Below are 20786 nucleotides of genomic sequence, written 5' to 3'. Positions count from 1 at the left end.
CAGAAAAAAACACCTTTTCCAGTAAACAGGGCAAAATGAAAAACTTTGTGAAAGCAAGGTGGATAAGAGTCTTGTTAAATCAGGGATGTAAACGCTCAAAAAACTTGCTTTAAAGAGCTTAAAAGGCTACCTTTTTTGCTGTTTGTGTGGTATTATATATCTGTTGCTAAGCAATATCTTAAGGAGGAAGAAAAATATGAAAGTAGTAGTAGTTGGCTGTACTCATGCGGGAACAGCATCTGTTAAAACTATTTTAAATGATCACCCAGAAGCGGAAGTTGTTGTTTACGAACGTAACGATAACGTATCCTTCTTGTCATGTGGGATTGCCTTATACGTTGGTGGGGTTGTGAAAGACCCTCAAGGGCTCTTCTACTCAAGCCCAGAAGAATTAAGTTCTTTAGGCGCTAAAGTCAACATGGAACACGATGTTTTAGAGGCTGACTTGAAGGCTAAGACCTTACGCGTTAAGAACCTCAAAACTGGTGAAGAATTCGATGAAACTTTTGACAAGTTAGTGGTAACGACTGGTTCTTGGCCAATCATCCCACCATTAGAAGGTTTAGACTTAGAAAACGTTCAACTCTGCAAGAACTACAACCAAGCTAAAGAAATCTTCGCTAAGAAGACTGACAAGCAAAAAGTGGTAGTAATCGGTGGGGGCTACATCGGGATTGAACTCGTTGAAGCCTTCAACTTAGAAGGTAAAGACGTTACCTTGCTTGACGGTTTAGACCGTATCTTGAACAAATACTTAGACCCAGAATTCACGGATGTCTTAGAAGAAGACTTGCGTAACCGTGGCGTTGAAGTACGCCTTAACGAAATGGTTCAAGGCTTCAAAGGCGAAAACGGCGTCGTGAAGAAAGTGGTAACCACTGGTGGCGAATACGAAGCTGACATGGTAATCCTCTGTGTAGGTTTCCGTCCAAACACTGACTTAGTTAAAGACCAAGTTGAAACCATGCCTAACGGTGCCATCATCGTTGACGACTACATGAAGACTAGCCATCCTGATGTTTTTGCAGCGGGTGACTCTTGTGCGGTTAACTACAACCCTAATGGCGGTCATGCTTACATTCCATTAGCAACTAACGCTGTGCGTATGGGTGCTTTGGTTGGTAAAAACATCGCAGGCGACAAAGTTCGTTACCGCGGGACTCAATCAACTTCAGGTCTCCACCTCTTCGGTTGGAACATCGGTTCAACTGGGGTTAACGAAGGCTCTGCTAAGCACTTCGGTTTAGATACTCGTTCAGTATACGTGGTGGATAACTACCGTCCAGAATTCATGCCAACAAACGAGAAAATCTACATGAAGTTAGTTTACGAAGTAGGGACTAACCGTATCGTAGGTGGGCAAGTAATGTCTAAATACGACTGTACCGCTTCTGCTAACACCTTGTCCTTGGCTATCCAAAACAAGATGACCATTGAAGACTTGGCTTATGTTGACTTCTTCTTCCAACCTGTCTTTGACCGTCCTTGGAACTACCTCAACATCTTAGCTCAAGCTGCAGTTGAACAAGAACGCAAACTTAACGCTTAATAGCAAATGGACTGGCCTTGCCAGTCTCTTTTTTTATGGGTACTCGGGGTAAATTAAAAATCCCATTATATCATATATGATATAATGGGATTTTTTGTCTGCCTATAAATCAGATTTGAGCAGGCTATAGTGGGCGGAATCCACAATGCCTTGGTTGTTATGCATGGCTTGGCGTAGGATGCCTTCGAAGTGGAAGCCGGCCTTTTGCATGACGCGACCAGATCCAAGATTGGCAGTGTCATGGGTGGCAATAAGTCGATTGAGGTCTGCTTCTTGCAAGAGGAATCGGCTGACCGCAATGAGGGCTTGGGTCATGTAGCCTTTGCCCCAGTAATCTCGTCCTAGGACATAGCCTATGGTCATGGAATTGGTGCCAGGCACATAGTCGAGGGCACTAATATCGCCAATGACTTGGTCAGGCTGGGATTTGAGAGTGATGGCCCATATAAAGGTACCTCCGTCTTGATAGGCCGCTACCCAACGCTCTAGGATGGTTTGAGTGACGTCTAAGTCGGCATGAGCCGGCCAGATCAGGTAGGTGACATTGTCGGGACGGCCCGCCCAGTTGTTGAACATGGCAGGCGCATCTGATAGTTCAAATCGTCGTAAAACAAGGTCTTCTGTGATGAGAGTTTGGGTTCCAATGGCTTTCATAAGCAAGCCTCCTTTCTTTGACCTTGATTATACGCCCAAGAAAGAAAAAAGCCAAGACAGAGGTGCTGTCTTGGCTAGTTTGTGGGATGGAGGGGACAAGAAAAATTCCCATTATATCATATATGATATAATGGGAATTTTGTCTGCCTATAAATCAGTTTTGAGCAGGCTATAGTGGGCGGAGTCCACAATGCCCTGGTTGTTATGTCCGGCTTGGCGTAGGATGCCTTCGAAGTGGAAGCCAGCCTTTTGCATGACGCGTCCAGAACCCGGGTTGGCAGTGTCGTGGGTGGCACTAAGTCGATTGATGTCTGCTTCTTGCAAGAAGAAACGACTGACCGCAATGAGGGCCTGGGTCATGTAGCCTTTGCCCCAGTAATCTCGTCCTAGGACATAGCCAATGGTTATGGAATTGGTGGCAGGCTCATAGCCGACGCCACTAATATCGCCAATGACTTGATCAGGTTGGGATTTGAGGGTGATAGCCCATTTAAAGCTGTCGCCGTCTTGATAGGCCGCTACCCAACGCTCTAGGGTGGCTTGAGTGACGCTTAAGTCGGCGTGAGCTGGCCAGGTTAGGTAGGTGACATTGTCGGGACGGCCCGCCCAGTTGCTGAACATGGCAGGCGCATCTGACAGTTCAAATCGTCGTAAAATAAGGTCTTCTGTGATGAGAGTTTGGGTTCCAATGGCTTTCATGGGCAAGCCTCCTTTCTTTGGAATTGATTATACACTTAGAAAGGGAAAAAGCCAAGACAGATGGACTGTCTTGGCTAGTTTTATTGCTTGCGCAAAAGGCTAGGAAATTGAATCTGTTCAATCAGTCGTTTGACTGGCTCGTTATTGAAGAGGTAATAGAGGACGACTGAATTGACCACTAGGGAAGCCATATTTTTGTAGAAACGTACTGGCAAGATAGCCATGATAGCTTTTTTCTGAACCATCATGGTCCAGAGGGTATTAAGTCCCAAGTTACAGATGAGGGTGACAGCCAAGACGGTCAGGAAGATTCGAAGAGGGGTCTTAGTTTGGCGGTGAAGGCCAAGCCCATAAATCAATCCGCCGACAATGGCCGTTAGGGTGTAACCGGGGAAGTAGACACCTTTAGCACCACCCAAGGCGAATTTGAGAATATCGTGGGCAGCGCCAAGAATCATGGCAGGGATTGGTCCGGCAATTGCGCCAGTCAAGGCAGCCCCCACAAAGCCAAAACCCATTTTGGTAACGCCTAAATCGATTTCTGGTAGGTAATCCAAGGCGAAGCGAATAGCCAACAAGATGGCCAGGGTAGTTAACTGTAGGGTGGTGACGGCGCCTTTACGGCGGTATACTTGATTTTCCATTTTAATAGCATCTCCTTAATTTAGCGAGTTGCTTCATTTAACTGACAGAACCAATTAAATGCAGCGAATGCAGAAAAGAAACCGCAAAATGTCCAGCATTTTTTCGTATAGGAGCAACATTCCATCTCGCTATCACTTAACGCTTCTTTTCTTACTCTGGTGTTAGTTGGTGTCAGCGCCCTTCTTGCCATAACCTCCTTCTTCTAGATTAGGGTTCTAACCTCCTAAGCATAGGGATAAAAGGGGCCTTTGTCAAGCCTTGCAGACTGAGAATTCCGGTGCTATAATAGGCTTGTTCCGGAGACGTACCGAAGAGGCCGTAACGGGAATGACTCGAAATCATTTTGTCGGGCAACCGGCACGTGGGTTCGAATCCCACCGTCTCCGTAAGATAAGGGCTTATCACTCTGTTAAAACGTTGATAAATCAATGTTTGAGGCAACAGGTGATAAGTCTACTTTTCGTTTTTCTTTAGCTTTTTCTTTAGCTTTCTCAGAAATTAGCATACTTTCCTAATGGAACGAGATTTTCAAGCAGAACCAAAACAAGGCCGAAAAGCTATCAGTATCAAATTTGAAATCAGTGAGATTAATAAAGAGTTAGCCAAAGCCAAATATGATTTAGAAGCGCAAATTATGGACTTGTCCGGTAGCCTTTATTGTCAATTGGAGGTAGGTAAACAGGAAAATTTGGATACTTATGTGAGGCTCGTCAAGGAAGAAAAAGGAGAAGTTCTAAAACAAGCCTTCAGTACTTTGTTTGGTCTACAGAATGAAATCTCGATGGCTGTTCGCCTCTACCAGGCTGAATTGAATGCTGAATTAAGAGAGTTTCGACCTTACGGCATTGCTGATAGTGTATCGTTTGACCGTCTTTCTAGTCCTGTAACCCTCTGGAGTCTAGAAAAGATGCTAAGTGGCCAAGAATAAGAAGAAAGTCTCGCATGGTAATGTATAGAGGATAAGGAGTGGTAATCGATGGTTAGCCACAACTACTGGCTGAAACGAGCGTCACTCCAAGACTCTCTTATGCGAGTAACCGAAGACGAAACGATTAAGCGAATCAATAAGATTCGCTCTTTTTATTTACGGTAGAAAAGAGTATAATATCCCCATAAAGTATTGGGAATCAATAGAAGGAGTTGGTGCATCATGAAAATTGAAGGTATCTACCAATCTCCGATTGGTTCTGTTGTGGTTCTATCAGAAACACCCCTTATGGCGACTCCTGGTGATTTCTTAAAAATTGGAGACTTTGTTTATAAAATTAGAAATTTCGGCTTTGGAGACAGGCAATCGGTACTGTTAGACAAAAAGATTGATGAGAGCTTATCAGGGCTCGAAGTAGAGATTTTAACATCTAATAAATTAACTACAAGCACCTTTTAGAGGAGTATAGATAGAATCAAATCGAAATAAGGTGATTAAAATGAAAAAGTACTATGTGACTACAACTGAAAACCTTAAAGTACTCAAATTTGATGTTGATACTATGTACGTTTATGAGGATGGATGGAAAGCTAGCTTTTACTGGTTTGATAAAATCCTTGTAAGTGACTACGTCGATTTCGATGAAATAACAGAAGAAAAGGCCTACGAACTCATTGGTCGTATGGTCGTCTAATTCTAGCACCTTTTAGTGGTCTTTTACTTGTGCCCATGAATTGGGTATTTCGTTCTTAATGTATTTTGACTAAAGTACTCGAATCTGATAACACATATGTAGAGTCTTTAGGACTATTATCAGATATTGCCTATAGGGCTAGGACGGGTACTTTGTATCCGTCCATTTTTTGTAATATGAGGAGAATAAAAAAACGCCCCAAAGGGTGGGGGAGGAAGTAATGGAATTTATACAAGCTCTTGTTATATTGATATTGGCAATAGGATTTAATGGTGGCATTAGTGGAGGCCTTAATGGTGAGATTTTGCCACCAGGAGCGACTCTTATTTCGCCTGGTCAGTATAAGTCGGCCGAGGAAGTGTTTAGCGGAGAGGACCAATATAAGGCGTATTCAGAGGATGAAGATGGAACGCTTATCATGAACCCTATGTATAGAAACGCTTGGGGCCCATCAGATGATCCAATCAATCAAGTAGACCCAGTAGAAAACTACTTCGACAACGAAACACAGCCAGAAAACGGTGGTCGATGGTATTGGGATGAAGCCCGCCAAGCTTGGCTACAGTATTAGGCCGAAATATTGATATATATAATTTAAACGCCCAAATGGGCGGAGGAGGTTTATCTAATGGTAAAAATAAATGCTGATGGGAACGAAATTTCACTATTATCTAAGGACACCAATTATATTAGCCTGACAGATATAGCTAAATACAAAAATAGCGAAGACCCACGAATTGTAATTACAAACTGGTTAAGCTCGTATGCAACGATTGATTTTTTATATACATGGGAGAAAATGCACAATGACGATTTTAACCGATTGGAATTCCAATCGGTTAGAAATAAGCCCGGTCGATTAATTATGACTCCCAAGCAGTGGATAGAAAAGATGAATGCAATCGGAATAAAGTCGTCCTCAGGAAGATACGGAGGAACATACGCGCATTCCGATATAGCCTTTGAATTCGCTTCTTGGGTATCACCAGAATTCAAACTATATATTATCCAAGATTATCAGCGATTAAAACAAGAGGAAAGCTATAAAGAGCAGCTTGAATGGCGCACCAATAGGTATATAGCTAAGCTGAATTATTCAATACACACAGATGCTGTTAAAGAACACTTAATCACACCGCAATTGACTAGCAATCAGATTAAATACACCTATGCAACCGAAGCTGATATCCTTAATATGGCTTTATATGGGATGACCGCTAAAGAATTTAAACAGAATTTTCCTGATAAAAAAGGAAATCTGCGCGACAACTCAAGCATTGAACAACTGATGATTATGAATAATCTACAAGTTTTGAATTCGGAAATGTTGAGAAAAGGAATGCCAGTATCTCATCGTTTGAGAGAATTGAACAGAATAGCTCTGGAACAACAAGCCATTTTGCAGAAAAATAATCAGAAGGCCCTTCGCGATTTAAGGGCTTTAGAATAATATAAGCTCCACTTCTAAACTTTGGCGAGCTATAGTGGGGCTATCGCAAGATATATGTGCTTCTCCTTAATTTACTTCATCTATTACATATGCTTGATGCCAAAGGATACAAAAAGAGCGCATCATAATTGATACGCCCAACCGTCCGTGGGATATAAACTGGTTTAGATACCGGGTTAGATAGTGAGGAGTGCCAATCAGTAGCAATAGGTAACAAATCAACAAGTACCCCGGTAATAGTGGGCTCTTTGCTGGCCAATGACGCGGTTCCGATTTGCTTGAGTGCTCCCCACCGTCTCCGTTATATCAGATAAAAAAGCCATCCCACGTAAGGATGGCTTTTGACATTTTAATCTCTAAAATAATGCGGCAGGCTAGCGAAGACGCGTTTGTCGGCCCAACCAATCCAAGCGCCTTGGCAGAGTAGGGCGGCGATGGTGCCTAGGTTAACGGCATAGAGATGGCCGGAGAGGGTGAACATAATAATCAGCATGGCAATTGGGATGCAAAAGGTTAGGAGTTGCGCATGTACTGGGTTGCCATTGCAGAACTTGAAGCGGATGGTGTTTGTCAATTCATCTAAAGGATGAATAATCCAATTGACCCGTTGATAGATGGAAATGGCAATAGCAATCAAGAAAATGCCGGCCACATTCAAGACCAGGCGTAACCAAACCGGCAGACTAGGCAAGCCTAGCCAGCCCATACCTTGCACAAAAAATTGGACCAAGACACTAAAAGGGAAGATGAAGACAAAATTTCCTATAATTAGAGGAATATCTATTTTCTTATCGATGACAATATTCAAGATAATTCCTAACAAGGCATTGCAGAGCAAGACGGTACCCAGTTGAATAGGAAAATAGTTAGAAATATTGACGGAGGCAGCGGTCCACATGGAAGAGCCCATATTCATGGAAATGGTCAGAGCATTGCCAAAGGTATTGAGTAAGATTGAGATAGACAGGTAATAGATTTTTTCCTGGAGAGTGAGTGGGCGGGGTTGAGACATTATTTAAAGTTCCTTTCTTGATTTCACAACCCTCTTATTCTAGCATAATTCCCCCAATTTGCCTATCAGTAAATCCTCAAGCAGACGGGTTGAAGTTAAGTCGCAAAATACCTATAATAGTAACTAGCAATGACCCGTATTTTATAGGAAGAAAACTTCCTCGCTCCCTATAAAGGGACTGACAAACGGATTTCTGGCTGAAGAAAGATAGAAAGAAGGAATACTATGGCACAAGTAGAAAGTTTTACCCTGGATCATAATGCCGTTAAGGCGCCTTATGTCCGCCTAGCTGGCACGGAGCGCCACGAATCTGGAGCCCTCTTGCAAAAATATGACATGCGTTTCTTGCAACCTAACCAAGACGCAATCCCTACAGGAGCCCTCCATACTCTGGAACACTATTTGGCCATTAACTTACGCGATGAGTTGGAAGGGGTCGTGGATATTTCGCCAATGGGCTGCCGCACTGGTTATTACATGGTGATTTGGAATGAACACACGCCAGCAGAAGTGGCTCAAGCGCTAGCCAATGTTTTGAAGAAGGTCCAAGATTTTACTGATATTCCGGCAGCCACTGCTAAGGAATGCGGTAACTACAAGGATCATTCACTCTGGGGCGCCAAAGAATATGCCCGTTTGGTCTTAGAACAAGGTATTAGCACGGATCCTTTTGTCCGTGATCAGGTAATCCGTTAATTTATATAAAAAGGACAGGCACCGACCTGTCCTTTTTGTCTACTCCAAGATAGGAATCAAAAAAATGTTGTCGACAGGAAAGGTAGGGTAAGGACTAGGTCCTAGTATGAGAGAGTAGGGCGTTAGCCTGCCATCCTGACTTCCTTATAGGACATAAAAGGCGATGATAGCGTAATTTTCATGAAAGCACTTCCTGTTTATTGGTCGTTTTCGGACCAACCAAAACCAGATGAAAATTTAGTGAGAAATAAAACTGTATGCGGTTTAAGATTTGCATTATAGGAATAAGAATGGTATCATAAAAGAGGTTAGAGAAGGAGCAATTCTTCTTAAGACGGGAGTCTGAGAAGCTTTGCATGGTCAATCTTTGACCAAAGGAGGCAGATGATGCGAGATATGTTTTCTTTGATTGAGAAAGTCGTCCCGCAAGTCGGCCAAGAATTAGTACAGCGATTGCGCATAATGAAGACCTTGGCCCAACATCCTGAGCGGATTGGTCGTAAGACCCTAGCGGAGGAAGTGGCCCTATCAGAGCGAAGCTTGCGAACCTTGATGGATAGCTTGCGGTCTCAGGGCTTGGTGGATGTCAAGCAGTCGGGGATTCGGCTAACGCCTATTGGCTTAGATGTTTTGGAAGCCATGGAGCAGGCTTTAGATGATCACCATGAGTTCTTCGAGTTGGCTCAAGGAGTCAAGGAGAAGCTGGGGCTCCAAGAAGTCTGGATTGTCAAAGGTGATGCCGATGTCGATCCTAAGGTTGGAAGCCGGCTAGGACGCAAGGTAGCAGAGTTTCTGGCCTTGAACCTAGAATCAGGACGTCAAGTGCTAGCCATGACCGGGGGAACTACCCTGGCTCAAGTGGCCCAAGAATTCACACCTCAATTGGGAGAAGGTAGAGACCTGGTCTTTGTACCTGCTCGTGGCGGGGTTGGGGGTTCTTATGATATTCAAGCCAACAACATTGGGGGCTTGATGGCTAAACAGACAGATGGTCAGTTTGTGCCACTCTTTATCCCTGAGAATATCGGTGAGCAAGTTTCGCAAGTACTACTCAACAATCCTTCTATACGTCATGCTGTTGAATTAAGTAAGACAGCCAATGTGCTCTTGTTATCGGTCGGCAATGCCAATGTGATGGCAGAACGACATGATTTAACGGCGGATCAGAAGCGATTATTGAAGGACCAAGATGCGGTTGGAGAAGCCTTCGGGGTATTTTTCAATCAAAGCGGCCAGGAGGTCTTACGGTTACCGAGATTTGGAATTCAATTCCAGTCTTTGCGTGAGGTGCCTCTCTTGATTACTGTAGTAGGCGGCGCTAGCAAGGCCCGCGCTGTAGAGGCTTACTACAAACTTATCCAACATCATGGGGTTTTAATCTGTGATGAAGGAATCGCAAACATGGTTTTAAGTGGGGCTAATACCCCGTTAAAATAAATTTTTCCTTAAGGAGGAAGTCAAATATGACAGTAAAAGTAGGTATTAACGGTTTTGGACGTATCGGTCGTTTAGCATTCCGTCGTATCCAAGAAGTAGAAGGTTTGGAAGTTGTCGCAATCAACGACTTAACTGATGCTAAACAATTAGCACACTTATTAAAATATGACTCAACTCAAGGTCGTTTCAACGGTGAAGTTGAAGTATTAGACGGCGCTTTCCGTGTGAACGGCAAAGAAGTTAAAGTTTTAGCTAACCGTAATCCTGAAGAATTACCTTGGGGTGAATTAGGTGTAGATATCGTGCTTGAATGTACTGGTTTCTTCACTTCAAAAGAAAAAGCTGAATTACACTTAAAAGCTGGTGCTAAACGTGTAGTTATCTCAGCTCCTGGTGGTAACGACGTACCAACAGTTGTTTACAACGTAAACCACAACATCTTAACTGGGGACGAAACAGTAATCTCTGGTGCTTCATGTACTACTAACTGCTTGGCTCCAATGGCTAAAGCTTTACAAGACAACTTCGGCGTTGTAGAAGGTTTAATGACTACTATCCACGCTTACACTGGTGACCAAAACACCTTGGACGCTCCACACCCTAAAGGTGACTTGCGTCGTGCTCGCGCAGCAGCTGCAAACATCGTACCTAACACAACTGGTGCTGCTAAAGCTATCGGCTTAGTAATCCCAGAATTGAACGGTAAATTAGACGGGGCTGCACAACGCGTTCCTGTACCAACTGGTTCTTTAACTGAATTAGTAACTGTTTTAGAAAAACCTGTAACTGCTGAAGAAGTTAACGCAGCAATGAAAGCAGCAGCTAACGAATCATACGGTTACACTGAAGATCCACTCGTATCTTCTGACATCGTAGGGATCACTTACGGTTCATTATTTGACGCAACTCAAACCAAAGTAATGACTGTAGGCGACAAACAATTAGTTAAGACTGTATCTTGGTATGACAACGAAATGTCATACACTGCTCAATTAATTCGTACCTTAGCTTACTTCGCAAGCTTATAATCATAAGTTTCATATACGAATGTCGAGCTTAGTCGCATGACACTCTAGGCGGGGAAGTGACAAGCTTCCTCGCCTTTTGTTTATTATCACCGCTTTGGTGTTGAGGTCAGTTGCATCAGCAGGTTGACCCATCGCCAGGAAGAGTCACAGCTGTCAATTGATAACAGCACCAAATCGCATGCCCAAGGAGGTTTTTATATGGCAAAAAAAATCGTAACAGATTTAGATGTAGCAGGTAAAAAGGTATTAGTTCGGGTGGACTTCAACGTTCCAATGAAAGACGGCGTCATCACTGATGACAACCGGATTGTTCAAGCTTTGCCAACTATTCAATACTTAATCGATAACAAAGCAAAACTCATCCTCTTCTCTCACTTAGGCAAAGTTAAAACTGAAGAAGACAAAGCTTCTAAGTCTTTAGCTCCAGTTGCTAAACGTTTAGGTGAATTATTAGGTAAGGAAGTAACTTTCGTGCCAGAAACCCGTGGGGCAGCTTTAGAAGCAGCTATCGATGGTTTAGCTGAAGGCGATGTCTTAGTATTCGAAAACACTCGTTTTGAAGACATCGATGGTAAAAAAGAATCTAAAAATGACCCTGAATTGGGTAAATACTGGGCAAGCTTGGGTGACCTCTTTGTCAACGATGCTTTCGGGACAGCTCACCGTTCCCACGCATCTAACGTTGGGGTGGCTAGCCACTTAGAAACTGCCGCTGGTTTCTTGATGGACAAGGAAATCAAGTTCATTGGTGGTGCAGTTGACAATCCAAAACGTCCATTCGTTGCTATCTTAGGTGGGGCTAAGGTCTCCGATAAGATTGGGGTTATTGAAAACCTCCTCGATAAGGCTGACAAAGTCTTAATCGGTGGTGGTATGGCTTACACCTTCTTCAAAGCAAAAGGCTACGAAGTAGGGCTTTCGCTCTTAGAAGCTGATCGCGTAGAATTAGCTAAAGAAATCATGGCCAAGGCTGGCGACAAATTAGTATTGCCAATTGACAACAAGGTGGCACCAGAATTTAGCAATGATGCACCAATTACAGTGGTGCCTTCAGATGCTATTCCAGCAGATCAAGAAGGGTTAGACATCGGTCCAGCGACTGTTAAACTCTTCTCTGACTACTTACAAGATGCTAAAACCGTTGTATGGAACGGGCCAATGGGTGTCTTCGAGTTCTCTAACTTTGCTGGCGGGACCATTGGGGTCTGCGAAGCAATTGCGCACCTTGAAGGGGCAACCACTATTATCGGTGGTGGGGACTCTGCAGCAGCTGCAGCTCAATTAGGCTATGCTGACAAGTTCACTCACATCTCAACTGGTGGGGGCGCATCCTTAGAATACCTCGAAGGTAAGGAATTACCAGGGGTTGCTTCTATCTCAGATAAATAAGAATTTAATCAATCTGTGAAGGCCAGGGCTTTTTTCTAAGCCCTGGGACCTTCCGTAATCCTTAGGAGGATACTAATGAGAAAACCAATTATTGCAGGTAACTGGAAAATGAACAAAACCAACGAAGAAGCGAAGGCTTTCGTTGAGGCGGTTAAAGGTAAATTACCTTCCGCAGATCTTGTTGAAGCAGTTGTAGGCGTTCCAGCTTTAGTGGCTTCTGACGTTAAAGCAAGCTTAGCTGGGTCAAACTTAGGTTTGGCAGTACAAAACTGCTACTTCGAAGATGCAGGTGCCTTTACAGGTGAAACTAGCCCAGCATCACTCAAAGCATTAGGTGTTGACTATGTTATCATTGGTCACTCAGAGCGTCGTGAATACTTCCATGAGACAGACCAAGACGTTAACAAGAAGGGCTTAGCAATCTTCCGCAACGGTATGGTGCCAATTATCTGCTGTGGTGAAACCTTAGAGCAATACGAAGCAGGTCAAGCAGAAGAAGTTGTTGAAAAACAAGTAACAGCTGCTTTGGCAGGCTTCTCAGAAGATCAAGTGAAAGCTTCTGTTATCGCTTATGAACCAATTTGGGCGATTGGGACTGGTAAATCTGCAACCCAAGAAGACGCACAAAAAATGTGTGCGGCGGTTCGTTCAGTCGTAGCTAAGAACTTTGGTCAAGCAGCAGCAGACGCTGTACGCGTGCAATACGGTGGCTCAGTTAAACCAGAGAACGTGGCAGAATACATGTCATGTCCAGATGTTGACGGTGCCTTAGTCGGCGGTGCTTCTTTAGTACCAGAATCATTCTTAGCGTTATTAGAAGGTGTGAAATAATGTCAAAAGCTCCTGTAGCCTTAATCATCTTGGACGGCTTCGCTATTCGTGACGAAGTGTTCGGGAATGCCGTTAAAGCAGCCAAGAAACCAAACTTTGACCGTTACTGGGAAACTTACCCTCATAACCAACTCAAAGCCAGCGGCGAAGACGTGGGCTTGCCAGATGGCCAAATGGGTAACTCCGAAGTAGGTCACTTGAACATTGGGGCAGGGCGTATTGTTTATCAATCCCTAACCCGTATTAATATTTCCATTCGTGAAGGCCAATTCTACGAAATTCCTGAATTGGTTGAAGCGGTGAAAGCAGCCAAAGAATCAGGTAAAGCTCTTCACTTGATGGGCTTAATCTCTGACGGTGGGGTTCACTCTCACTACGAGCATCTCTTCGCGCTTTTGCGTTTAGCTAAGCAATATGGCCTTGAAAAAGTCTATGTTCACGGCTTCTTAGATGGTCGTGACGTGGCGCCATCTTCAGGTTTAGACTTCGTTAAGAAGACTGAAGAAGTCTTTGGTGAAGTCGGCGTAGGTCGCTTCGCAACCATTTCTGGTCGTTACTATGCTATGGACCGTGACAAGCGTTGGGAACGGGTGCAACTGGCTTATGACGCTATGGTTCACGGCAAAGGTGCCCAATTTGACTCTGCTGTGGCAGGGATTGAAGCTTCCTATAAGGAAGAAGTTTACGATGAATTTGTCGTACCATTTGTGGTCACTGAAGGTGGACAACCAGTAGCTGAGATTGAATCTGGCGATTCTGTTGTCTTCTTCAACTTCCGTCCAGACCGGGCTATCCAATTAGGGACTGCCTTGTCTAACCCAGCTTTCGAAGGTTTCGACCGCGGTGACTATCCAAAAGACCTCAAGTTTGTGACCTTCACTGTATACAGTGATGATGTCTTAGCTGAGATTGCCTTCAAGAAGGAAGACCTCAAAAACACTATCGGTGAAGTTCTGGCCAATAATGGCAAACAACAATTACGGATTGCAGAAACTGAGAAATATCCTCACGTTACCTTCTTCATGAGTGGTGGCCGTCATGAGGAATTCCAAGGTGAAGATCGGATCTTAATCCCATCTCCTAAGGTTGCAACCTATGACCTCAAGCCAGAAATGTCTGCTTATGAAGTCAAGGATGCCTTAGTAGCTGCCATCAATGAAGATAAGTTGGATGCCATCATCCTTAACTTCGCTAACCCTGACATGGTAGGTCACTCTGGTATGTTAGAACCAACTGTCAAAGCCATTGAAGCGGTTGACGAGTGCTTAGGCGAAGTCGTGGACTTAATCTTAGCCAAAGGCGGTTCTGCCATCATTACAGCCGACCATGGGAACTCTGACGAAGTGGTGACTTTAGACGGTCAACCAATGACTGCCCACACAACTAATCCAGTGCCAGTTATTGTAACCAAGCCAGGAGTAGAACTTCGTTCAGGTGGCCGTTTGGCTGACTTGGCCCCAACCATGTTGGATTTATTAGGGGTTGCGCAACCGGTAGAAATGACCGGGGAATCCCTCATTAAGAAATAGGTTTAAAAAGCAAGAAAATCTTTGCATTTTGCCACGAAAATCACTAAAATAGATAGTGGCAATACTCTTAAGCAATTAAGAGGCTAATCAACTTTAAAGGAGAGAACAATATGCCATACATTACAGACGTTTATGCTCGTGAAGTCCTCGACTCTCGCGGTAACCCAACCATCGAAGTAGAAGTTTACACTGAAAGTGGTGCCTTCGGTCGTGGGATGGTTCCATCAGGTGCGTCAACTGGTGAATATGAAGCAGTTGAATTGCGTGATGGCGACAAATCACGTTACTTAGGTAAAGGGGTTTCTAAAGCAGTTGACAACGTGAACAACGTCATCGCTGACGCTTTGTTAGGCTACGATGTTTTAGAACAAAACGCCATCGACAAATTGATGATTGAATTAGACGGGACTCCTAACAAAGGGAAACTCGGTGCTAACGCAATCTTAGGTGTATCGATTGCTGTTGCTCGCGCTGCTGCTGACTACTTAAACGTTCCACTTTACAAATACTTAGGTGGCTTCAATACGAAAGTATTACCAACACCAATGATGAACATTGTCAATGGTGGTTCTCACTCTGACGCGCCAATCGCTTTCCAAGAGTTCATGATCTTGCCAGTAGGCGCACCAAGCTTCAAAGAAGCACTTCGTTGGGGGGCAGAAATCTTCCACGAATTGAAATCTATCTTACACAAACGTGGTTTAGTAACTGCTGTTGGTGACGAAGGTGGTTTCGCTCCTAACTTTGAAGGGACTGAAGATGGCGTAGAAACTATCTTAGAAGCTATCAAGAACGTTGGCTTGGAACCAGGTAAAGATGTATTCTTAGGTTTCGACTGTGCAGCTTCTGAATTCTACGAAGATGGCGTATACGACTACACCAAGTTCGAAGGCGACAAAGGTGCAAAACGTACTTCTGCTGAACAAGTAGACTACTTGGAAGAATTAGTTAACAAATACCCAATCATCACCATTGAAGATGGTATGGACGAAAACGACTGGGATGGTTGGAAATTATTGACTGACCGTTTAGGTTCTAAAGTTCAATTAGTAGGTGACGACTTGTTCGTAACTAACACTGCTAAATTGTCTGAAGGGATTGAAAAAGGGATTGGTAACTCAATCTTAATCAAGGTTAACCAAATCGGTACCTTGACTGAAACCTTCGATGCAATCGAAATGGCTCAAAAAGCTGGTTACACTGCGGTAGTATCTCACCGTTCTGGTGAAACTGAAGACTCAACCATCTCTGACATCGCTGTGGCAACTAACGCTGGCCAAATCAAGACTGGTTCATTGTCACGTACTGACCGTATCGCTAAGTACAACCAATTGCTCCGTATCGAAGACGAATTAGGCGAAGTAGCTCGCTACGACGGCTTGAAGTCTTTCTACAACTTAGGTAAATAATCCTTAAGTAAATTCGAGGCTAGGACATATGTCCTAGTCTCTTTTTATATTGTCTAGACTAGCCTGCAAAATGTTGACTTGCTTGTTAGCTGAACATATTTTCTTATGTGAAATTAAAGAGGGGAGTAGTCGCTAATAAGAAAAATTAAAAACTTAAGATAAGCTAAAACTTAAAGGGAATAGAATTTAGTTAGAAGTAGCAAAAAGAAGTCGCTTCACTATTCAAAGTGCCCTGTTTTTGTGTAAAATAGAAGTGACGAGAAGTGATGAGGTCAGAGGAGCGCGTATGAGTGTGAGTGGAATAGGAGTACTATATTTTCTGATTATTGTAGTTGCTAATGCGGTAGGTAGTGTGTCTGGTATGGGCGGTGGTGTCATTATCAAGCCGGTCTTGGATTTTGTAGGGCATGATTCGGTAGTGGCCATCTCTTTTTATTCGACGGTGGCAGTCTTTACCATGTCTTTGGTATCGACCATACGTCAAGTTCAAGCGGGACGTAAAATCCAGTGGCAGCAAGTAGCCTATCTGGCTTTAGGATCAGTTTTGGGTGGGTTCCTGGGTAATCAAACCTTCGAATTTTTGCTTCAAAGGGCAGAACAGGCCGGTCAAGTCACTCTGATTCAAATTGTTGTGACTGTAGCACTTTTAGTATTTGCCATGATTTATACGCGCTACGAAAATTTCCATTGGTCCAAGCAAGGAGCGCTTTGGTATAGTGCTATTGGCTTAAGTTTGGGATTTTTTGCCAGTCTATTAGGAATCGGCGGGGGACCGATTAACGTTTCCTTACTCATGCTCGTTTTCGCCATGCCAATCAAGGAAGCAACCGTCTATTCTATTGCTACTATTTTTTGTTCCCAGTTAACCAAGTTAGTGACCATTGCCTGGGGGACAGGCTTTGTCCGCTATGACCTGTCGATTTTGGTATATATCGTACCAGCTGCTATCGTGGGTGGCTTACTAGGAGCGCGGATGTCGCGACTTCTATCCGACCAAGCTGTTCGCCGAGTCTTTCAATGGGTGGTCTTGCTAGTCATTGGGATTAATCTCTATAATGCCTTCCAATTATGGCATTAGGAGTTGTTAGCTTGCCTAATATGTGGTATTATAAGGGGTAGAGATTTTCGAAAAAGGAGGAAGTACCTTGTCAGAAGTATTGACTGTTGCCTTAGTCATCGTATCAATTATTCTAATTATGTTGGTCATCATGCAACCATCTAAAAGTAATGCAGCAAGCTCATTGTCAGGTGGTAGTGCCGAGAACCAAATGAGTAAGACCAAGGCCCGTGGTTTTGAGGCTTTTCTCATTCGCTCAACCGTGGTGTTTGGCGTCTTGTTCTTTGTGTTAGCCTTAGCACTTGCTTATTTCTCTTCTAAATAAGTTGCTTAAGTTTTAGATCTCTGACCTTAGACTCAGAGGTCTTTTTTCTTGAAAAGGAGGAATGATTATGCCCCTCTCTAAGGGTGCCTATTATTTAGAAGTTCCGGGAGCACGGCTTGGTATCATTCTCTGCCACGCCTACACTGGTAGCACAGCTGACGTAAGACCCCAAGCTGGATTACTGAATCGCCAAGGCTACGGAGTACTCTGTCCCTTATTTACAGGCCATGGAACGACAGATATCCAAGATATCTTGAATGCTGGACCTGAAATCTGGTGGCAAGACTTGCAAGAGGCTCTAGCCTTTATGAAAGAACGCTACGAAAAAGTTCTGGTCTTCGGCCTATCGATGGGTGGGGTTATGGCCATGCGCGCCCTTTGTGAGGCGGATAGTCAACTTCTTGGTGGGGGCGTTTTTAATTCTCCCGTAATTAGTCGGGATGGCCTGCAGCTAGAAAATCGCTTCATGTCTTTTGCCCGCTACTTGGCAGAAAAGCGAGGCGATTTACCTGCCTATTTGCAGACAGAAGAAGCAGTTCGGACTGCCCACCGGCAACAGGTGGCGGACATTCAGGCTTTCGCTCGCGATTTCGAGGACCAACTCGCTTCGATTGAACTACCTGTTTACATTGTTCAATCGGCCCAAGATGAATTAGTGGATCCAGAAGCGGTCTATGATTTGCTAGAGGCTCTGGAATCTGCCAAAATCAGCTTTCACTGGTGTGAAGAGAACACCCATGTTATTACCACTAACCGCAATCGGTCAGATTTCGAAGCTAGCCTATTGCAATTTATCCAAGCATTTGATAACTAAAGAAATTTAATTTAAAACGAAGGAGGTGCATGAGACGCTATGAGTGAACTCACAAGCATTGAAAAAAGAATTTTGTCCTATTTGAAGGACCAAGAAGCGGGGGCGACTGTGACGAGCCAATCCTTGGCCAAAGCCCTTAATTACGGTGGCACCAAGATGTATAAGAAATTGGTGCGTGCTATTAACTATTTAGATAATATTGGAGAGTTAGAGCAGACCAAACGAGGTCATTATCGACTTAACTCCAAGGCTACTAAGACAGTAGTGGGGACCTATCGAGCTAATGCTCAAGGCTTTGGTTTTGTCACCTATGCCGAAGGCCAGCCTGATTTCTTCGTTCCTCGAAGACGAGCTTTGAATGCCATGCAGGGGGACACGGTTGAGGTTGAAGTTCTGAAATTGGCCAACCCTCAAACGGGTAAAGGCTCTGAAGTTCAAGTCTTGCGTGTAATTGAGCGCGCAGTGAGCCAGTTGGTAGGGGAATTCGTCGCTTACCCGAGTGAAGTTCGTCAAGAACGTCAGGCTCTGGGCTATGTCTTACCACAAGGTGATTACAGCGACGCCGTCCGGGTTGAAATCGATCCAGCTGGGATTCAGCCTGCTGACCATGCTATTTGTATTGTTAAGATTAGTCAGTATCCGACGGCAGAGGCCCCTCACCTCTTGCGAGGCTTAGTAGCCAAGGAAATTGGTCACCGGGATGAACCCGGTGTGGATATCTTATCCGTTCTCTATCAATTCGGAATTCCGCATGAGTTCCCAGAAGTAGTTAAAGAAGCCGCTGAGGCAGTGCCTCAGACCTTATCAGCTCAGGACCTTGCCAATCGGGAAGATTTACGACAAGAGGTCATCCTGACGATTGATGGGGCAGATGCCAAGGACTTGGATGATGCTATCTCGCTTGAGCGCCTAGATAATGGCGACTATGTCCTAGGTGTTCATATTGCTGACGTGTCCTATTATGTTGAAGAAGGTTCTGCCTTAGATCTGGAAGCTTATCAGCGCGGGACTTCTGTCTATTTAACTGACCGAGTCGTGCCAATGCTGCCGCAACGCTTGTCTAATGGGATTTGTTCCCTACATCCGCATGAAGATCGCTTGACCTTATCTTGCCAAATGGTTATAGATAGCCAAGGGCAGGTTAAATCCCATCGTATCTTCCGCTCAGTCATCCATTCTTCTTACCGCATGACCTATGATGATGTCAATGCGATTCTAGAAGGGGATGAGGGGCTAGGTCAAAAATATGCGCCAATCGTGGACCTTTTAGAAGATATGAGCAAGCTCCACCATCTGCTAGAAGCCAAGCGGATTAAGCGAGGGGCGTTAGATTTTGATGCGCTAGAAGCCAAGGTCTTAGTTGATGGCCAAGGTCATCCCTTAGATATTCAATTGCGGGAACGAGGCGTGGCTGAACGCCTGATTGAGTCCTTTATGTTGGCGGCTAATGAGACGGTGGCTAAGCACTATATGACATGTGACTATCCTATGCTCTATCGGGTCCATGAACAACCTGATTCAGAACGTATGCAGCGATTCGCTGAGTTCATTACAGCTTTTGGCATTGTCCTCAGAGGTAAGGTAGAAACCATTGCACCTAAGCAACTTCAGCAAGCCCTTAAGCAAGTCGATGGGCAAGACTTTGAACAGGCTGTTTCCACTATGATGTTGCGTTCTATGAAGCAAGCCCGTTATAGTGAAGAAGCCCTTGGTCACTATGGGTTAGCAACGGCTGAGTATACCCACTTTACTTCGCCTATTCGGCGCTATCCGGATCTGATTGTTCATCGCCTTATTCATCGTTATCTGGATAAGAAACCAAGTCATCAGGATAAGGCTCGTATTTTTGACCAGTTGCCAGGCATTGCTGACCAAAGTTCTAAAATGGAGCGTCGGGCCATTGACGCCGAGCGCGATGTGACTGCCATGAAAAAAGCCGAATACATGCTAGATAAAATCGGGCAAGAATTTGAAGGCGTCATCTCTTCGGTGACCTCCTTTGGTATCTTTGTTGCCTTGCCTAACACAGTAGAAGGCTTGATTAGTCTTAAGGACTTGACGGGCGACTATTATGAGTTCGATCAGGCCCATCTCTTGCTAGTAGGGCAAAGAACAGGGCGAATCTTCCGCATTGGTCAGAAGGTTAAAGTACGTTTGGAAGCTGTGAATGTTGGCGAACGCGAAATTGACTTTGGCTTGCTTGAAGCTGAACCAGTGACTGGCTTAGATGTAGACTTAGTCCTACAGCGTAGTAAACAAGCCAAGGCTGCTAATAAGTCGGCCAAAGGCAAGACTCAAGACAGACAGCGCAAAGACAAGTCAGCTAGAGCTTCCGTTAAGAAGAAGCGTGTGACTAAAGAAGACAAGGCCTCAGGCAATAAGGCTGGAGCGAGCAAGTCCAAGGGCTCAAAAGCCAATAAAGGCCGTCAAGAGGACAAGGGCAAAGCCAAATCTAAGTCTGCTAGCAAGCGTCATCGCAAGGAACTGTCTGAGCATCAAAGTAAGGATAGCCGTCAGGATAAGAAGCAGTCTTTTACTGGCGATAAGGCTAGCAAAAAGTCAGCTAAGTCTACGGAAAGCAAGTTCAAGCAATTTAAGATTAAACGCAAGCAACCTCAGGCTAACCGCCTAGGTTAGCTC

21 protein-coding genes, 1 tRNA gene and 1 riboswitch are annotated in these 20786 nt (G+C 44.3%); of the genes, 18 read left to right on the top strand and 4 right to left on the bottom strand.

The features are described 5' to 3' along the window. Positions 1 to 196: 196 nt before the first annotated feature. Positions 197 to 1549 (top strand): FAD-dependent oxidoreductase, encoded by a 1353-nt coding sequence (locus tag V7R82_RS06700; protein ID WP_070755277.1) that lies wholly within the window; start codon positions 197 to 199, stop codon positions 1547 to 1549. Between the two features lie 102 nt (positions 1550 to 1651). Here the strand turns inward: V7R82_RS06700 and V7R82_RS06695 are convergent, their stop codons facing one another. From V7R82_RS06695 to V7R82_RS06685, 3 genes are all read right to left on the bottom strand, one after another. Further along, the gene (locus V7R82_RS06695; RefSeq protein ID WP_338542067.1) at positions 1652 to 2203 is read right to left on the bottom strand and encodes a GNAT family N-acetyltransferase; all 552 of its coding nucleotides are present in this window, start codon (positions 2201 to 2203) and stop codon (positions 1652 to 1654) included. A gap of 147 nt (positions 2204 to 2350) precedes the next feature. Next, positions 2351 to 2902, bottom strand: a complete 552-nt coding sequence (locus tag V7R82_RS06690) for a GNAT family N-acetyltransferase (RefSeq protein WP_338542066.1) — start codon at positions 2900 to 2902, stop codon at positions 2351 to 2353. Between the two features lie 80 nt (positions 2903 to 2982). Beyond that, entirely contained in the window at positions 2983 to 3546 is a 564-nt protein-coding gene (locus V7R82_RS06685) for a folate family ECF transporter S component (RefSeq protein WP_291428616.1), read from the bottom strand. 59 nt (positions 3547 to 3605) lie between these two features. Next, a riboswitch (THF riboswitch) is annotated at positions 3606 to 3707 on the bottom strand. A gap of 138 nt (positions 3708 to 3845) precedes the next feature. Here V7R82_RS06685 and V7R82_RS06680 point away from each other — a divergent pair. The 6 genes from V7R82_RS06680 (at position 3846) to V7R82_RS06655 (ending at position 6619) form a co-directional block, all read left to right on the top strand. Then, positions 3846 to 3933 (top strand) — tRNA-Ser (locus V7R82_RS06680). Positions 3934 to 4061: 128 nt separating this feature from the next. Then, positions 4062 to 4475 (top strand): hypothetical protein, encoded by a 414-nt coding sequence (locus tag V7R82_RS06675; protein ID WP_338542063.1) that lies wholly within the window; start codon positions 4062 to 4064, stop codon positions 4473 to 4475. A 222-nt stretch (positions 4476 to 4697) separates the two neighbouring features. Then, positions 4698 to 4934 (top strand): hypothetical protein, encoded by a 237-nt coding sequence (locus V7R82_RS06670; RefSeq protein WP_315271332.1) that lies wholly within the window; start codon positions 4698 to 4700, stop codon positions 4932 to 4934. Positions 4935 to 4974: 40 nt separating this feature from the next. Beyond that, positions 4975 to 5169 (top strand): hypothetical protein, encoded by a 195-nt coding sequence (locus V7R82_RS06665; RefSeq protein ID WP_315271335.1) that lies wholly within the window; start codon positions 4975 to 4977, stop codon positions 5167 to 5169. A 220-nt stretch (positions 5170 to 5389) separates the two neighbouring features. After that, positions 5390 to 5740 carry a hypothetical protein gene (locus tag V7R82_RS06660; protein ID WP_315271337.1) on the top strand — a complete coding sequence of 117 codons (351 nt, stop codon included), beginning with the start codon at positions 5390 to 5392 and terminating at the stop codon, positions 5738 to 5740. Between the two features lie 57 nt (positions 5741 to 5797). After that, positions 5798 to 6619 carry a KilA-N domain-containing protein gene (locus tag V7R82_RS06655; protein WP_315271339.1) on the top strand — a complete coding sequence of 274 codons (822 nt, stop codon included), beginning with the start codon at positions 5798 to 5800 and terminating at the stop codon, positions 6617 to 6619. A 349-nt stretch (positions 6620 to 6968) separates the two neighbouring features. On the opposite strand, the gene V7R82_RS06650 is transcribed toward V7R82_RS06655, so the two are convergent. Next, positions 6969 to 7631: a hypothetical protein gene (locus V7R82_RS06650; RefSeq protein ID WP_338542059.1), complete on the bottom strand. Its 663-nt coding sequence runs from the start codon at positions 7629 to 7631 to the stop codon at positions 6969 to 6971. 225 nt (positions 7632 to 7856) lie between these two features. On the opposite strand from V7R82_RS06650, the gene V7R82_RS06645 reads away from it, so the two are divergent. The 11 genes from V7R82_RS06645 (at position 7857) to rnr (ending at position 20783) form a co-directional block, all read left to right on the top strand. Beyond that, on the top strand, positions 7857 to 8327 hold the full coding sequence (locus V7R82_RS06645; protein WP_306485980.1) for an S-ribosylhomocysteine lyase: 471 nt from the start codon (positions 7857 to 7859) through the stop codon (positions 8325 to 8327). A gap of 387 nt (positions 8328 to 8714) precedes the next feature. After that, positions 8715 to 9764, top strand: coding sequence for a sugar-binding transcriptional regulator (locus tag V7R82_RS06640; RefSeq protein WP_268444959.1), 1050 nt, complete (start codon positions 8715 to 8717; stop codon positions 9762 to 9764). A gap of 26 nt (positions 9765 to 9790) precedes the next feature. Further along, positions 9791 to 10792: a type I glyceraldehyde-3-phosphate dehydrogenase gene (gap, locus tag V7R82_RS06635; protein WP_070755289.1), complete on the top strand. Its 1002-nt coding sequence runs from the start codon at positions 9791 to 9793 to the stop codon at positions 10790 to 10792. A 198-nt stretch (positions 10793 to 10990) separates the two neighbouring features. Then, positions 10991 to 12181 carry a phosphoglycerate kinase gene (locus V7R82_RS06630; RefSeq protein WP_070755291.1) on the top strand — a complete coding sequence of 397 codons (1191 nt, stop codon included), beginning with the start codon at positions 10991 to 10993 and terminating at the stop codon, positions 12179 to 12181. A gap of 75 nt (positions 12182 to 12256) precedes the next feature. Then, positions 12257 to 13012: a triose-phosphate isomerase gene (tpiA, locus tag V7R82_RS06625; protein WP_268444953.1), complete on the top strand. Its 756-nt coding sequence runs from the start codon at positions 12257 to 12259 to the stop codon at positions 13010 to 13012. Continuing rightward, the gene (gpmI, locus tag V7R82_RS06620) at positions 13012 to 14541 is read left to right on the top strand and encodes a 2,3-bisphosphoglycerate-independent phosphoglycerate mutase (RefSeq protein ID WP_306485983.1); all 1530 of its coding nucleotides are present in this window, start codon (positions 13012 to 13014) and stop codon (positions 14539 to 14541) included. Before tpiA ends, gpmI begins: the two co-directional genes overlap by 1 nt. 110 nt (positions 14542 to 14651) lie before the next feature. Further along, complete coding sequence (gene eno, locus V7R82_RS06615; protein ID WP_023391042.1) at positions 14652 to 15950, top strand: phosphopyruvate hydratase; 1299 nt, start codon at positions 14652 to 14654, stop codon at positions 15948 to 15950. Positions 15951 to 16242: 292 nt separating this feature from the next. Next, positions 16243 to 17028 (top strand): sulfite exporter TauE/SafE family protein, encoded by a 786-nt coding sequence (locus tag V7R82_RS06610; RefSeq protein ID WP_291454441.1) that lies wholly within the window; start codon positions 16243 to 16245, stop codon positions 17026 to 17028. Positions 17029 to 17095: 67 nt separating this feature from the next. Further along, on the top strand, positions 17096 to 17332 hold the full coding sequence (secG, locus tag V7R82_RS06605) for a preprotein translocase subunit SecG (protein WP_083316232.1): 237 nt from the start codon (positions 17096 to 17098) through the stop codon (positions 17330 to 17332). A 67-nt stretch (positions 17333 to 17399) separates the two neighbouring features. After that, the gene (locus V7R82_RS06600) at positions 17400 to 18146 is read left to right on the top strand and encodes an alpha/beta hydrolase (protein WP_314394462.1); all 747 of its coding nucleotides are present in this window, start codon (positions 17400 to 17402) and stop codon (positions 18144 to 18146) included. A gap of 39 nt (positions 18147 to 18185) precedes the next feature. Then, positions 18186 to 20783 carry a ribonuclease R gene (gene rnr / locus V7R82_RS06595; RefSeq protein WP_338542051.1) on the top strand — a complete coding sequence of 866 codons (2598 nt, stop codon included), beginning with the start codon at positions 18186 to 18188 and terminating at the stop codon, positions 20781 to 20783. The last annotated feature ends 3 nt before the right edge of the window (positions 20784 to 20786 follow it).

It is taken from the genome of Abiotrophia defectiva ATCC 49176 (assembly GCF_037041345.1).
Taxonomy (GTDB): domain Bacteria; phylum Bacillota; class Bacilli; order Lactobacillales; family Aerococcaceae; genus Abiotrophia.
The sequence above is the reverse complement of the archived record's forward strand: the minus strand, read 5'-3'. Positions and strand labels throughout refer to the sequence as shown.